We start from the raw sequence: 14,777 nt of genomic DNA, 5'->3' as shown, positions 1-14,777 counted from the left end.
TGGATACATAATGATAATGTTAACAGCCGGTGGAAAATGTAAGATTAGCCTGGAATGAAATTTAGGAGTATGCTGAGAGATACAAGGGGTGTGATAGTGCTCCCCGGGAGCTGTGGGAATTAGAGATCAGGAATTAGGAATTAGGGATTAGGGATCCAGTTCCCAATCCCCAGTTCCCAAACCCCATGTGTATGAAATAAATGTTTATAGATGGGGGAACTATAAAAATAGTGCAACAGGTTCTAAAATCATGTTGGAGATTTTGTTCCAATGCTATCAACGAGATACCTTAACAATTCTACGGCAGAAACAAATTTTCGGCTAAAGTGGATTCAAATAGAGGTTAGCTCTCTGTGCCAGGCATCCTGTATTTACTGTCCTCACACAGCTTACAGGAAATTGTGGTTAGGAAGATTATTCCCGGAAGCTCTATTCTCAAAACTTACCTCAGTGTTTACTCATTCAGATTTGGTCTTTCTTCAGGGGTGGGGCGAGCCTCTTCTTCATCCTCAATTTTTTGATTTCATAAGAATTGCTAAACAACATGGCTCCATGGTGGGCACAACAACAAACGGTATGCTTGTAAACCGGGATATAGCAAAGCAACTCGTCGATTCTGGACTCGACATTATTTCTTTTTCTCTTGCCGGGAGCTCCCTAAAAAACGACCTGGTTAGATGCGGCACATCGATTAATCATGTTTTGAAAGCAATAGAATGGGTGAGAGAAGAACGAGAGCGGCGGATGAGCCCAACACCTAGGATTCATATTGCTTATCTTTTTTTGCGATCCCTAGCGTCCGAACTTGAAAAATTACCCTCGATTGCAGCAGATGCCGGTGCAGAGAAAATAGTAATCAGCACCCTTTCACTGATCCCAGATCCAAGTCTTACTGGAGAAGCTTTCTTTACTTCTGAAACAATGTGGGAAGAGGAAAGCAAAGAACTTCAAGATCTCGTAAAGGAGCATATTTTGAAAGAAGCTTCTAATTGGGCTGGAAAAATCGAAGTGGATTTAGAAACAAAGAAATTTCATTACAAAAAAACGAAGCCCATACAGTGTCCTGAACGTCCCTGGGATAGTCTGTTCATAGGATCTGACGGGAAAGTGTCGCCCTGCGTTTTTTTATGCCTTCCCGTAAGGAGAGCTCCCGTAGATATGTTTCAGATGAACTTTGGATCTCTGGCGAATGTTTCCGATGCTGAAAATATCTTACACAGACCAAGCTACCAGGTTTTTAGAGAAAGCTTTGAACAAGGCAGTCTGCCCTTTCCCTGCTCAAGATGCGCTAGGCGTGGGACGACTTACCAAGGCGTTTCCTGATGTAGTGCCTTAGCAGGGTTACTCCTACACCAAGCAAAACCAGGTCTCTTATTACTTCAAGCCACATGGTAAGCGCTGATGCAGTGGTAATTTCGGTGGAAAAACAACCACAGGTTATGTCTATACCTCTTATGATGTTTAGAATGATTGATGCTGTGAAAATAACAAGAAGACAATTTAATATAGCTAATCCCCCTAAAACTCCACGCCCAATTATTATAAACAGACCGCATATGGCTTCAATCCATGGAAGGCATAGAGCAACCAGATTTATCAGAATGTCGGGTAGAAGTTGATAATTAAAAACAATCTCGGCAAAAGCTTTTGGATGAAGAATTTTATCTATGCTTGCAAAAATGAAAATCCCTCCAAAAATAACTCGCAATACAACAAAGCAAAACTCCCTATACTTGTTGAATAAACCGGATTTTATGAATGATGGTCGTTTATTATCGGAAGAAATAAATGAAGACGTAGAGTCTGTCTTTTGAAAGTGAGCAGAAACATCGTGTGATATATTGGTGTTATGAGAACAGAAGAGTTCACACAGCAACCCCCCGTTGCCACAAGGTGCAGTTTCAAACTGAAGGACAGGGTGATTTATTTTGAACTGGCTTTCGAGCAAATTTTCAATATTTTTGCGAAGTTCGGCAAGCCTACTTAATGGTTGATCTTCCACTACTACATGGCAGGAAAAGGCAACATTGGAAGGATGCACCATCCAGGCGTGCAAATAATGAGCTCCCAAAACTCCCTGAATGTTTTCAATAGATTCCTTGACTTTTTGAAGATTTACGTGCGGAGGGGTTGCTTCCATAAGTATTCTCAGAGTATCACGGAATATCTCCCAGCATCCTTTTGCAATAAAAACTACGATAATTAAAGAAAGTATGGGATCAATCCAGTGCCATGGCTTGAATATAAGTACTATACCGCCCACGAATACCGCAAAGGACGTCAGAAAGTCCCCAATTAAATGGATGAAAGCGCTTCTTATATTGACGTTTTGAGTTGAATGGTGATGGAGAAACCACGCTGACAAACCATTTCCGATCATGCCCACAACCGCAAGCCCCACCACCAGTTTGCCTGATACTGGCTCAGGATGGATCAATTTTCCAATGGCTTCTTTTAGTATGACGGCAGAAGCCCCCATTATGACGATCGCATTAAAAAAGGCGGCGATTACTTCGGCTCGTTTATATCCAAAAGTATGAGTCGATGTTGCTGTTTTTCTGGCTAAAAGAAATGCGGCATAGGTAAGCCCGAGAGTCAGTACATCACCCAGATTATGAAGAGCGTCGGATATTATCGCCATACTATTGGCGTAAATTCCCCCCACGATCTGAACAACCGGGATCATAAGATTTATAACGATGGATATTAATAACACTCGCCCAGCTAGCTTAATTTCGTTTCCGGATTGATGGATACTGTGATGACAGACTTTTTCCATATTCCAATGTTACCCCCAAGGGAAATAATATTGCAGTGTTTTTCTGCCTATTAAACCCTATCAAAGCTAAATTTTTTGGTCAACACTGACAGGCTTATATCTAAAACCGCCATTTGAGATTTGCCAATTCGGCGGTTTTTCTTATAGGATGAAATAGAAAGCGCCAAATAACACGGTAAACAACGCGAAAGCAGGAAAAGGTGGATGTTATGAAAATCGGCTTGGCTCAAATTAACTCGCTCATTGGGGATTTTTCTGGAAATGTCGAACGTATGTCCAGAATGGTTGATGAAGCCCGCAAAAAAGGCTGCCAAATCGTTATTTTCCCGGAATTGTCAGTTGTTGGATATCCCCCTAGAGATTTTCTAGATAGACCGGCTTTTTTTGAAGCAAGTTGTCAGGTTCTTCCTGCAATTGAGCACATGAGCCACGATATAGCAATAATCTTTGGGCTTATTACTCGAAATGATCGTTCTATGGGGAAACCCTATCGCAATACTGCTATTTTCATGCACAGGGGTGAAATAATCGCTAAAGCACACAAAAGGCTTTTGCCTTTTTACGATGTTTTTGATGAAGAACGATATTTTGAACCTGGGGATGAAACTCCTGTTGTAGCCTGGCAGGGATTTAACTTTGCCTTGACTATCTGTGAAGACATCTGGAATCGAGAAGGCATACTTCCCAGGAAGTTTTACCCTGTAGACCCGGTGGAGGAACTCAAGGGCAAGGCCAGGAAACTATCGGCAATCGTAAACATAGCCGCTTCGCCTTATTTTGTTGGAAAAATTGAACAGGTGATAGTCCCGCTTCTTTCCAGAGTCGCTCGAGAATTGAATACCCCTGTTATTTACGTGAACCAGGTGGGAGGAAACGACGAACTGATTTTTCAAGGTCATAGCATGGTGGTCACTCCCGCTGGAGAAGTTGTTTGCCGAGGAGCATCTTTTAAAGAAGATCTGGTGCTTTTCGATCTTAACAGCATGTCCGGCGAAGTCAGGCAGGATTATTCCAGCTCGGTCGATCAACTCATTGATGCTCTCTGTCTTGGTATAAGGGATTACGTGAAAAAATGCGGTTTTCCTGGCGTTGTGATGGGTCTTAGCGGCGGTATAGACTCCGCCGTAACTGCAGCTCTGGCTACTCTGAGTCTTGGGGCAGATCGAGTGTGGGGCATTGCTATGCCGGGTCCTTACAGTTCGCCTGAAAGCTTTGAAGATGCAAAGGAACTCTCTGAACGCCTTGGAATTCGGTTTCACCTTGTGCCTATAGTTGAGATGTTTAATTCAACCTGTGGAGCTCTTTCCGATCTGTTTAAAGGGCTTTCTCCCGATGTTACGGAAGAAAACATTCAGGCACGCCTTAGAGGGCTTGTTCTCATGGCAATATCCAATAAATTCGGATTGCTTCTTCTTTCGACCGGCAATAAATCCGAACTTGCCGTTGGTTACTGCACTTTGTACGGAGACATGAATGGAGGACTTGCCGTTATAGGCGATGTGCCCAAGACTCTTGTTTATAAGATTGCAGAGCGGCTTAATGAACGATATGACAGGATACCACGCCGTATTATCGAAAAACCTCCATCGGCTGAACTGAGACCAAATCAACGGGATCAGGATACACTGCCCCCTTACGACATCTTGGATGATATACTTGAGCTTTATATAAGCGAAAACATGTCTTTTGAAGAGATTGTAAAGCGTGGATTTGACCGAGATGTTGTCGAACAGGTGATTCGTATGGTTATAAAGAATGAATACAAACGACGGCAGGCTCCCCCTGTGCTGAAAGTAACAACCAAGGCGTTTGGTTCAGGGCGTCGTATGCCGATTGCTCACGGTTATAAGGAAGTGTAGAGACGCACTCAGAAGAGTGTCCTACATTGATCGCTGGAGGTGCAATGCATGAAGCTTATTTCGGCTATCATTAAACCCTTCAAACTTGACGATGTCAAAGAGCGTCTTTCTGAAATTGGCGTTAAAGGAATGACCATTACGGAAGTGAAGGGCTTCGGACGTCAAAAGGGACGGACGGAAATTTACCGTGGGGCTGAATATGTGGTGGATTTTATTCCCAAAATTAAGATAGAGATCGCCTGTGAAGACCATAGAGTTATGGAGATCGTAGAAGCCATACATGAAGCGGCAAGAACTGGAAAGATTGGTGATGGGAAGATTTTTATCCTGCCCTTAGAAAACTGTATGCGAATTAGAACTGGAGAATGGGGGGAAGATGCCCTTTAAGGATACGACGCCTGCACTTTCAGAGTTGATTCGGGAGGCTAAACAGGAATTTTACGAACTCTGTCGCCAGAGTCTTCCAGGTATTGAAGAAGCCAGATCTTTTGGCAATAGGATTGCCGGAATAATTGGTGATTTCTTCTCGACGATGAAAAGTCGCTATCCCTGGGCGGTTATTGGAGTTGGAGGATTGGGGCGAGGCGAACTCAGTTTTCTGTCTGATATCGATGTTCTCTTTCTCTACCGCTCGGGGCTAGAAAAGACCTTCCACGAATTCATCCAAACCTTTACCTATTCCCTTTGGGATGTTGGAGTGGAAATCGGTCATAATACTCTTTCATTAACAGGGGCTATTGTTCTTGCGAAGGAAAATTTTTCGGTTTTTACAAGCCACATAACATCAAAGTTTATTGCCGGAGATTTGGGGCTTTATTCCGAATGGCGGCAGCGCCTTCGAAGACTCGTTGGTTCTAAAGGAAAAAGAGTTTTCTTGCAAGAACTCAAAAAATATCTTCGCTCAAGGCTGGATCGCTACGGTGACAGCTCTTACCTGTTAGAACCCCACGTTAAGGAGGGAATCGGCGGGCTTAGAGATGTCCACATTGTAAGATGGATATGCTGGGTAATCTACGGAACAACCGACTATGAAAGTCTTCCAGACGATGTGCTTTCTCGCGACGAAAAACTGTGGCTTATAGAAGCAGAAAATTTCTTGTGGCAGGTTCGGCTTCAGTTGCACGCAATGAGAGGAAGACGGCAGGATCAGATATACTTTACCGACCTGGAAAAGCTGGTTGCTTCAGCTCTTGGTGAATTTATTGGTGCCTATTCATCACTTGAGCACCGACGCAATCCATCTCAAGTTTATAAAAACACCCACCTGGATGATAAAGATAAAAAACAGAGCGAAGGCGATATCAGAGAAACCGTCGAAGCTTTTATGCGAAATTACTATCAGCATACGTCGAGAATCAGAAGAATCTCCACCTTTCTTTTTGAACGATTCAAATACATGGTGATGGAAAAAACCGCAGATGAAAGAAGGTTTTTTGCTTATATTCCAAAAGGAGAGCCTGTAGCAGACGGGCTCTTCTTACTGGAAGGAAACCACATTCGTTTTGCCAATCCTTCAGATATTGCTAAACGCCCTTCTATTATGATGGCCCTCTTTAGAGAAGCAGCCCTGCGAGGATCCCACTTCCATCATAGAACCGGTCAGATTATACGTGCTCACCTCCCTTTTTTGACTGACGATGTGCGATGTGATGCTGGCGTAATAGAGCATTTTTTCGAGATACTTCTTAATTCTAATCATGCCTTTAATGTGCTTAAAATGATGATGGAAACCGGTTTTCTCCAGACATTCATCCCCGAATTTCAACATGTCAGGTATCGAGTCCAATACGATGCGTATCACTTATACACGGTCGATGAGCATCTTCTCAGAACCGTGAGAGAACTTCACCTTATAGAAACCAGCCCGGATCCATCGGTCGAGCGCATGAAAGCTCCAGATATAATTAGAAGATTGACCCATTCTCAGCACAAGTGTCTTTTTCTTGCCGCTCTTCTTCATGACATCGGAAAAGGACATGGAAAGAACCACGCTGAGCGGGGTGCGGCAGTGTCTGATGCAATATGTGAACGTTTAGGGATTCATGTGGAAGAGCGGGAACTTGTAAAGTTCTTGATTAGACATCATCTAGTTCTTGCCGAAACTGCTCTCAAAAGAGATCTTTCTGACGAAAAGCCCATTGTTAGATGCGCCACGGTAGTCGAAGATGTGGATCGTCTCGATATGCTTTATTTGCTCACCATAGCTGATTCAAAAGCCACGGGACCAAGTGCGTGGAACACCTGGCGAGCGTCCTTGCTTCGAGAGCTTTACGGGAAGGTAAGGCGAGTGCTTTCAGGGCGTGATTGGCAAACCGATGTTGGACAACGAATTAAAGCGGTTCAGTCTCGAGTGCTGGAACTTTTCCGTGAAAAAATGGCTCTATCAGAAACAGATGAAGTCGGCAGGATAACTGCCTGGTGTGAGACTCTTTCTCATCGCTATCTTTTGAGCCAACCGCCTGAAGCGATCGTTGAACATTACTTTATGGAGAAGCAGTTATCCGAAATATCCGCGTCTTCTGAATACAAGGATGCTCTAAAATCCGCTCTTGTGGTGCGAACCGAGCCGGTTTTATCCTTCGAAGGCGGAGCACGGCAGGATTTATCCGAACAAAGTGATAAGGGCGGGGACATCTGGCAGGTCACTGTTGCCACTTACGATCGTCCAGGGCTTTTTGCTCTTATTACGGGAGTTTTGTGGTGCTGTGGTGTCAACATTCTTTCAGCAGATATTTTTACAAGAAGTTCTGGAATAGCGCTTGACGTGCTCCTTGTTAACCAGCTTCCTGATCCGTTACGGACAGAAGAACTTTGGGATCGCTTTAAGCGGGATATGGAAAGGTCTCTACAGGATAGATCCTACCTTGATCAGCTTATCCAGAACCGAGTCAGCTCCTACCGTCTAAGGCGAACCATTCCTCCAGTAAGACCTGACAGGGTGGTAATTGATGAAGAATCGTCGGACTTTTACACCATCGTAGAAGTTTACACCTGGGATCGTCCTGGAGTCCTGTATGCTATTGCTGATGAACTGTTTCGCCTGGAGTTATCTATACAGCTAGCAAAAATTACTACACCAGGTGCTCAGGTGGCTGATGTTTTTTACGTTACTACACTGGATGGATCTAAGCTTATGAACCCGGAATTTCACGAGCACGTTCGGGAACGTATTCTTGCTCGACTCGTTGAAATTCCGTCCAACTAAAGGCGACATAGTTATTCAATATGGGTATCCGCCCTTTTTAATACGCATAAAATTGAAAGAACCCCTTCCTAGGGTTTTATTTTATTTTCAGCATCCTGGTTCTCCTGGATGTCCGCAGCAGTTTTTGAATGTTACAAGGCGGATAAATAAGTTTCTGAGAACAGTAAAAAGTTTTTTTGGGATAGAACCAGGAGTTTTCAGATTATTGATGTAGGCTCTAAATGATGGTTTTTGAGATTCTTTCATTTGATCATTCCTAATATTAAAAAGCTTCCGCGGGTTAGTTAAACTACCCGGGAAGCTTTGTGAATTTTATACGCCTACTAAAGGAAGAACTTTTGTCACTTCGAATTTTACCAAAAATAACTCTTTATCAAAGTCGTCTGGGTAGAATTTTCTCTTGATTGCCAGTATGGTTTCCTTATCCGTCACCTCGGAAACCTTTTTAAGAATGAGACGTTTACCTTTGTATCCCGGACCTTCCTCCATGAACAGGTAGGCAGCATGTGGGTTCTTTTGAAGATTGTTGTGAGTAAGTCGGTCTGGCATTATAAACCCCAGGGTGTCGTCTTCAAAGAAGTGAGGTCTCGCAAAGATAGCCACATTAACCACTCCCTTATCATCCGCAGTAGCCAATACACCAATGCCTTTGTGATTTTCGAAGTAATCTTTAAGTTCTTTCATGGTATTCTCCTTTTATTTTAAGAATCTGATGCCCGATTCATCCAAAATGGCATAGTTCCATCTGGGGGTGTAATCCTCTTTGTCTCCTATTTTTTCCAGTCTATCTTTTAATACTGCCAGTATTTCATCCATATTTTTTCCTTCGGCTATTATCTTTGATACCGTCAATTCCAGACTTACAAGTCTTGGTATTGTGAACACACTGCCTATTTCCTCTCCATCAAGCTGGGGGAGCTTTTTCCTGTTCCAGATAAGATACAGATGATACTTCGAATCCCTGGGAGAATATCCTCCGAGGATAAAAGTCATGTAGTGAGTGGGATCTATGGGCATAATTTCGCAATGTTTTCGCATGAATCTATCGTATTCTCCCGAAAGGTAGGCTATTGCGGCTTGATACATCTCCTTTACATCGTCGATTTTTTCTTCCTCAAGGAAGCTTGCAGCCTTTGATGCAAGGTTGGCCGCTTCTAAAAATCCACCGGAAGCTATAAGGGCTTTATCGCCTACCTTGAAAAATCTATCATAGTCCAAATATTTTAGTTCTCCTTCTGAAAAACTTAGAGTTTTTTCATCATTTCCTATGATTATTCCTTTTTCGGTTACACAAGCCACGGTGTAGTTCATTTTGCTACCTCCCTTACGTTATTTATTTTGTTTCTCGTGAACCATTTTTATGTTTGATAATCACTTTTAAAACTATGTCACCAGTGGATGGGGAGTGTTCTAAAATCTCTCTTATGGGGTGGCGAAACATAGAAAAGCAGGGACGAAACTCAGCCTGGAAAACCTTCCCGGACTCAGGTAGCTAAAAAAGACCTCAATATACTATTCACCACATAACTGTAGGGGCACGGCATGCCGTGCCCCTACAATCGGTGCGCCCGGCATGGGCGTGCTCCTGGAGGTGAAAGTCCTCCCGTGAGCTGATCACAGCGAGCGAAGGGAAGCGCGACTGCACGAGGGTGACCGAGTGTGAAGAGTTTCGGGAGGGACGGCGTCCTCGCCGTACTGCGAGGCGATGGACAAAAACCGGACCCCTCCCCAGCCCTCCCCGTCAACGGGGAGGAAGTGCGGAGCAGAGCGAGCGGGCAAGAATCCACGAATATTTCGTAATCAAGGCGAAATGGCGTAAATTTGGCGGCTGTGCGGTTAAGGAACATGCGGGAGCGACCGGTCGGTTGTCCTTACACTTTTTAAAACACCCTCATAGCTTGATTGACTCTATAAACTAACTTTGCTATCAAAAGAACAATCCAGCCCATGAAGGGTTTCAAAACCTGAAGGTTTTCTTCGTGTCATTAATACACCATTATTTTATTCTATCACTATGGGGAGGAGGGAGTTTATGAGAAAGTGCTGGATTTTTCTGGCGATAGTGCCACTTTTTGTGGCTTTTAGTTGTAGCTTCGTTTTTGCCGATCAGGAAACCTCGCAGGTTAAGTCCTCGGGGGAGCTTGAAGAAATAGTTGTCACCGAGTCAAAGATAGAGCAGTCTCCTAGAGATGTAACCCAGAAGATTGATGTAATCACGATAGATCAGATAGAAATGACCCCGTTTATTCAGAGAAACATTGCCGAAATCTTTCGGTATCAGCCGGGCACCTTTGTTAATCCCCTTTCAAGAAACGACGCTAACTGGGGTTCCTACGGGGGGCTGGGTCCTAAATACAGCGTCTATCTTCTGGATGGTCTTCCCATTGATTCCTTTGCTGATTTAATGAGCCTCGATCCCATAATTATAGAAAGAGCAGAGGTTCATAGAGGACCCTCTACGATGTATTCAAATTTCCTTTCTATGGACTTTGCAGGAAATCAGTCGCCTCTTTCAGGAATAACCAACCTGGTTCTTAAGGAAAAAATCTCAAAGCCCGAAACCCGCATAAGCGCCGGCTACGGCTCCTGGAATACCATTACGGGACAGGCTTATCATCAAGGAGCCGCTGGCGATTTCAACTACTTCTTCGGCGGAAATTACGAAAAATCCGACTACACAAACTACGGAACATCAAATTCCTGGCTCCACATTTTAGATGATCCCGATTACGAAAAAATCAAACTTTACATGAAAGCCACCTACTATATCCAGGGGGACGAAGGACATAAGGTATCCCTTTTTGCTCATCACACTCAACACAACGGTGATGTGGGAAGGCCCAATAGAGACTACGAACACACCTACGACACGATTAACCTTACCTATTCTAATGTCATAAATTCCTCCATGGACTTTGCCCTGAAAGGCGGCTTCAGAAGATACGATAGAAGCTGGGATGAAGACATGTATCCCAATCTGGAACTGAGATCCCACGATGGAGTGAAGCAGGAAATAATCCCTCTCGATGCAGTTTTTCATCTTAAGCATGGTGAGGGAGGCCTTCTTTCCCTTGGAGGTGATGGCCAGTGGGGATCATACAAAACCTATTCTGAAAGCAAAGGTATCGAGTCCAAAGGTAACGACATGAAGGCATACTCCTACGGTTTCTACGCCCAGGAAAAATATGTTCTTGGCGACTGGGTCTTTAAAGCTGGCGGAAGATACAGTAACATTGAGCACAATTATGATCTTCTGGGTGGCGTAAAACCAGAAATTGACGACAAGTCCTGGGATCGCTTTCTCTGGAATGTGGGAGTGAGATACAATCTTTCAGAGATGGTGTCCCTTTACAGTAATGCCGGCACAAGCTTTATGGCGCCTTCTGGTAAATCCGTTGGTGGAACCCTTAAGGCTTCCGACAGAGGAGTCCCCGGCAAGAACGGCCAGCTTCCCAACCCTGATCTTAAGCCCGAGAAAGGACTTGGTGTTGACGGTGGAGTTGATTTGAAACCCATGAAAGGTTTATCCCTGGGTTTCAGAGGTTTTTACAACAGCATAGATGACGCCATAGTGGAAAATGTGGTAAGCCGAGATCCCTCCCAAAGCCAGTCCGTTAATGCGGGAACGGCAAAATCTTACGGTATAGAAGCGGAGGCTCGATACTTTTTCACCGACTTTATGGAAGTTTTTGTGAACTATACCTACATAAATACCACCGTTGAAAACGACATGGATCCTCTGCAGGATGATTCAAATATACCCTTTGTGCCCGATCACTCTGGAAACATCGGTTTTGTCTTTTACCTTCCCTGGGATCTCAAGGTGGCTCCTTACATTCATGTCTTCGGCAAATACTACGACAGCACCGACAAATCCAGCAGGCAAAAGTTCGGTTCCCAGGAGCTTATAAACATCCACATAGAAAAGGGGCTTGTTAAGGCCTCATCCTGGCAGATGAATCTTTCTCTTGATTTCAACAACATAACCAACAATAAGTATGAAATGCCCTGGCAGTTTAAGGATCCCGGTTTCAACACCCTCGCCAGGATAGAAATAAAATTTTAGTTTAATTTTTTGCAATAAAGGGAACGCAAGGGGTAAAACCAGCTCCTTCCGTTCCCTGTGATAAGGAAATTTCCTATGTTGAAGAAATTTTTCCTTCCAGTGCTGTTTTCATTCTGGCTGATTTCTGGTATTTCCCTTGCGGAAGTGGAAGGCTCCCTTTCTGTAGAAGACTTTAGAGGCAAAAAGATAACCCTTCCGAAACCGCCTCAGAGAATAGTCTGCCTTATTGAAAGTGCTCTCAGTGGACTTTACATGTTAAAAAAGCAGGATCTTGTGGTGGGTGTTTCCAGAAATGTTTATGAAAATCCGACCTTTCTTTATTATGCCCATCTCGACGATCGAATAAAGAAAAGAGCTATTCCTGCACCCGGCAACTGGGATTTTGTTAACATTGAAAGTGTTGTAGCCCTTAAGCCCGATCTTGTGATTATCTGGGCTCAGCAGCTTGAATCCATTTCGCTTCTAGAGGAAAAGGGTATTCCTGTTTTTGGAGTATTTCTTCAGAGCGAAGAAGACATTTACAGAGAAATAGAAAGCCTGGGAAAGCTTACGGGTAGCGAAGAAAGAGCCAGGGAACTGCTGGCGTTCGTTAAAGAAGAACGGCGTAAAATGGTGGAAGAAGTTTCTCGCCTTCCCGAAAGACCCAGGGTTTACTTTATGTGGGCTCAGGGCAAAACGGAAACTTCCTGTGGCGGAAGCACCGTAAACGATCTTATTGAACTGGCAGGCGGTGTTAATATATGTGCCGGAATAAAACAGGAACATGTGGTTTTAAATCTTGAGACGATCATATCGGCAAATCCCGATGTCATAGTTATGTGGTCCAACAGCCGCCTCAACCCGGAAGATCTATTGTCGGATCCTCAATGGCAAAACATAAAGGCTGTAAAGACCCGAAGGGTTTACGAACTACCCGAGATATTCAATGTAGATCTGTGGACTCTCAAATTTATTTATGCGGCAAAGCTCATGTTTTCCTGGCTTCATCCCGAAGCGTTTCAGCAGTCTGGTAAGACTTTAGAAGAAGAAAGAAATCGTATATTTCGGTTTCTCTACGACCTTCGAGAAAATGATAAACTGCCATGAAAAAGGTATGGCTTTTTCTTCTCTGCTTTTTTTCTTTCCTTGGAGCACTTCTTATCGGTCCTTCCGATTTGTTTACTCCCTGGGATGTTATCCGATGGGCTTTTAAGCCTTCTTCCGTTGATCCAGTCACAGGGGAGTCCATAAAAACCATAGTTGTGGATATTCGACTGCCCCGGGCGATAATAGCTTTTTTTACAGGGGCAGCCCTTTCCATATCGGGCAATTCCTTGCAGAATATCTTCAAGAATCCCCTCGTATGCCCTTATGTTTTAGGGCTTTCTTCAGGAGCAGCCTTTGGCGCCGCTCTTGCTCTTGCCACAGGGTTTCATCCCACAATCTTTGCTTTTCTATTCGGTCTTGGGGCTGTAGCCCTGAGTTACTTCATAGCTCTTTATGGAAAACACTTTTCAACCATGTCTCTCATTCTGGGAGGCATTATCGTATCGGGCTTATTCACGGCAGGCCTTACTTTTGTTCAGTTTCTTACCGATCCTTTCAGGCTTCAAACCATAGTTCACTGGACCATGGGAAACCTTCACAATTCTAATTGGCCGAAGGTATGGGCTTCTGTTCCCTGGATAGCTCTTGGCTCTCTCTTTCTTTATCTTAAACGGTGGCACCTGAACGGGCTTGCCCTCGGTGATGAAGAAGCTGAAAGCGTCGGTCTGAACCCCACCATTGAAAAACTTTTAATTGTGATTTTTTCTACTGTCGCAGCTGCTTCTTCCGTTTCTGTGGCAGGGATTATAGGCATGGTGGGGCTTGCGGTTCCCCACATGGTAAGACTTCTGGAAGGAGCTGACAACAGGAAGGTTCAACCGAGCTGCTTCATCCTGGGAGGCTGCTTTTTGCTCCTGGTGGACATTTTTTCAAGAAGCGTTACCGACTTCGAACTTCCCGTGGGTATTTTTACCACCCTCATAGGGACTCCTTTGTTTGTCTATCTTTTGAAAAAACAAAAAATTATGGTTATGAGTTCCGACCTATGATTGCCATCTCTGTTAAAAATCTTTGCTTTGGTTACGATAAGGGGAATGCCCTGTTAAAAAACATCTCTTTTGATTTGCCTCAGGGAGCCTTTGGGTTCATCCTGGGAAAAAACGGAAGCGGCAAATCCACCCTCATTAAAATTCTTGCTCGGATACTTCCCTACAGCGAAGGAAACATTCTTCTTTACGGAATGGAACTGAAGAAGCTCTCAAGGCGAAAGAAGGCGAAACTTATGGGCTATCTTCCGCAGTTTCATGCTCCCGCTTTTCCTTTTACTGTTGAGGAAGTTATTCTTACGGGGCGGACCCCCTTTGTCTGGACCGTTCCGAAAAAGGATGATGTTCTTAAGGTAAGAATTCTCATTGAAGAACTCGGGATAGATAAATTCAAAGAAAAACCCTATTCGAATCTTTCGGGAGGTGAAAGGCAGCTTGTTATGATTGCTCGTGTTCTTGCTCAGGAACCGAAGATCCTTCTTCTCGATGAACCTCTTTCTCACCTGGATTTTCCCAATCAGATAAAGATCATGGAACTCCTGAAAAACCTTAACAGGAATAAGGGACTAACGATTCTTTCGGTCATTCATGATCCTTTTCTTGCTTTCCACTGGGGCGATTTTTTTATCTTTATGAAAGATGGAGCGATCCTGGAAAAGAGCGCTCACATCCCAATGGATGTTTTTCTGAAGGATTTATACGATATTTCCTTTAACCTGAAGGAAAGTGCTGCTTATGCCTGGAGGTAAGGTGATTTCCTGAGGTATCGTGATAGGAAATCCTCAGGAAAACACCT

Annotated in this window: 12 protein-coding genes; 8 read left to right on the top strand and 4 right to left on the bottom strand. The window is 44.0% G+C overall.

All coding sequences use genetic code 11. The features are described from left to right. Positions 1-270 precede the first annotated feature (270 nt). Positions 271-1,323 (top strand): radical SAM/SPASM domain-containing protein, encoded by a 1,053-nt coding sequence (locus WHS38_09585; GenBank protein ID MEJ5301226.1) that lies wholly within the window; start codon positions 271-273, stop codon positions 1,321-1,323. Here the strand turns inward: WHS38_09585 and WHS38_09580 are convergent. After that, positions 1,289-2,779, bottom strand: coding sequence for a cation diffusion facilitator family transporter (locus WHS38_09580; protein ID MEJ5301225.1), 1,491 nt, complete (start codon positions 2,777-2,779; stop codon positions 1,289-1,291). The genes WHS38_09585 and WHS38_09580 overlap by 35 nt on opposite strands. Before the next feature lie 209 nt (positions 2,780-2,988). Here WHS38_09580 and WHS38_09575 point away from each other — a divergent pair, with 209 nt between their 5' ends. The 3 genes from WHS38_09575 to WHS38_09565 are packed head-to-tail and all read left to right on the top strand — an operon-like array spanning position 2,989 to position 7,843. Beyond that, a complete protein-coding gene (locus tag WHS38_09575; protein ID MEJ5301224.1) occupies positions 2,989-4,638 on the top strand; it encodes an NAD+ synthase in 1,650 nt (549 codons plus the stop codon). Between the two features lie 48 nt (positions 4,639-4,686). Next, positions 4,687-5,025, top strand: coding sequence for a P-II family nitrogen regulator (locus WHS38_09570; GenBank protein ID MEJ5301223.1), 339 nt, complete (start codon positions 4,687-4,689; stop codon positions 5,023-5,025). Then, a complete protein-coding gene (locus tag WHS38_09565) occupies positions 5,015-7,843 on the top strand; it encodes an HD domain-containing protein (protein ID MEJ5301222.1) in 2,829 nt (942 codons plus the stop codon). Before WHS38_09570 ends, WHS38_09565 begins: the two co-directional genes overlap by 11 nt. 87 nt (positions 7,844-7,930) lie before the next feature. Here WHS38_09565 and WHS38_09560 read toward each other — a convergent pair whose 3' ends face one another. The 3 genes from WHS38_09560 to WHS38_09550 form a co-directional block, all read right to left on the bottom strand. After that, entirely contained in the window at positions 7,931-8,089 is a 159-nt protein-coding gene (locus WHS38_09560; GenBank protein MEJ5301221.1) for a hypothetical protein, read from the bottom strand. A gap of 66 nt (positions 8,090-8,155) precedes the next feature. Next, a complete protein-coding gene (locus WHS38_09555; GenBank protein ID MEJ5301220.1) occupies positions 8,156-8,527 on the bottom strand; it encodes a pyridoxamine 5'-phosphate oxidase family protein in 372 nt (123 codons plus the stop codon). Positions 8,528-8,539: 12 nt separating this feature from the next. Further along, positions 8,540-9,154, bottom strand: a complete 615-nt coding sequence (locus WHS38_09550) for a hypothetical protein (GenBank protein ID MEJ5301219.1) — start codon at positions 9,152-9,154, stop codon at positions 8,540-8,542. A 721-nt stretch (positions 9,155-9,875) separates the two neighbouring features. Here WHS38_09550 and WHS38_09545 point away from each other — a divergent pair. The 4 genes from WHS38_09545 to WHS38_09530 all read left to right on the top strand — a co-directional run bounded on the left by WHS38_09545 (position 9,876) and on the right by WHS38_09530 (position 14,730). After that, positions 9,876-11,909, top strand: coding sequence for a TonB-dependent receptor (locus WHS38_09545; GenBank protein MEJ5301218.1), 2,034 nt, complete (start codon positions 9,876-9,878; stop codon positions 11,907-11,909). 75 nt (positions 11,910-11,984) lie between these two features. Beyond that, positions 11,985-12,995, top strand: a complete 1,011-nt coding sequence (locus WHS38_09540; GenBank protein ID MEJ5301217.1) for an ABC transporter substrate-binding protein — start codon at positions 11,985-11,987, stop codon at positions 12,993-12,995. Beyond that, positions 12,992-13,984, top strand: a complete 993-nt coding sequence (locus tag WHS38_09535) for an iron ABC transporter permease (protein MEJ5301216.1) — start codon at positions 12,992-12,994, stop codon at positions 13,982-13,984. Before WHS38_09540 ends, WHS38_09535 begins: the two co-directional genes overlap by 4 nt. Next, positions 13,981-14,730: an ABC transporter ATP-binding protein gene (locus WHS38_09530; GenBank protein MEJ5301215.1), complete on the top strand. Its 750-nt coding sequence runs from the start codon at positions 13,981-13,983 to the stop codon at positions 14,728-14,730. Before WHS38_09535 ends, WHS38_09530 begins: the two co-directional genes overlap by 4 nt. Positions 14,731-14,777 lie beyond the last annotated feature (47 nt).

It is taken from the genome of Thermodesulforhabdaceae bacterium, from assembly GCA_037482015.1.
In the GTDB taxonomy this organism is placed as follows: Bacteria; Desulfobacterota; Syntrophobacteria; order Syntrophobacterales; family Thermodesulforhabdaceae; genus JAOACS01.
This window is presented reverse-complemented; position numbering and strand designations above follow the sequence as displayed.

What these genes read in the sequence shown, in the direction of transcription:
- WHS38_09535 (MEJ5301216.1), top strand. Translation starts at nt 12,992, where the DNA reads ATGAAAAAGGTATGGCTTTTTCTTCTCTGCTTTTTTTCTTTCCTTGGA.
- WHS38_09550 (MEJ5301219.1), bottom strand. Translation starts at nt 9,154, where the DNA reads ATGAACTACACCGTGGCTTGTGTAACCGAAAAAGGAATAATCATAGGA.
- WHS38_09530 (MEJ5301215.1), top strand. Translation starts at nt 13,981, where the DNA reads ATGATTGCCATCTCTGTTAAAAATCTTTGCTTTGGTTACGATAAGGGG.
- WHS38_09545 (MEJ5301218.1), top strand. Translation starts at nt 9,876, where the DNA reads ATGAGAAAGTGCTGGATTTTTCTGGCGATAGTGCCACTTTTTGTGGCT.
- WHS38_09580 (MEJ5301225.1), bottom strand. Translation starts at nt 2,779, where the DNA reads ATGGAAAAAGTCTGTCATCACAGTATCCATCAATCCGGAAACGAAATT.
- WHS38_09570 (MEJ5301223.1), top strand. Translation starts at nt 4,687, where the DNA reads ATGAAGCTTATTTCGGCTATCATTAAACCCTTCAAACTTGACGATGTC.
- WHS38_09540 (MEJ5301217.1), top strand. Translation starts at nt 11,985, where the DNA reads ATGTTGAAGAAATTTTTCCTTCCAGTGCTGTTTTCATTCTGGCTGATT.
- WHS38_09585 (MEJ5301226.1), top strand. Translation starts at nt 271, where the DNA reads ATGCTATCAACGAGATACCTTAACAATTCTACGGCAGAAACAAATTTT.
- WHS38_09560 (MEJ5301221.1), bottom strand. Translation starts at nt 8,089, where the DNA reads ATGAAAGAATCTCAAAAACCATCATTTAGAGCCTACATCAATAATCTG.
- WHS38_09575 (MEJ5301224.1), top strand. Translation starts at nt 2,989, where the DNA reads ATGAAAATCGGCTTGGCTCAAATTAACTCGCTCATTGGGGATTTTTCT.
- WHS38_09565 (MEJ5301222.1), top strand. Translation starts at nt 5,015, where the DNA reads ATGCCCTTTAAGGATACGACGCCTGCACTTTCAGAGTTGATTCGGGAG.
- WHS38_09555 (MEJ5301220.1), bottom strand. Translation starts at nt 8,527, where the DNA reads ATGAAAGAACTTAAAGATTACTTCGAAAATCACAAAGGCATTGGTGTA.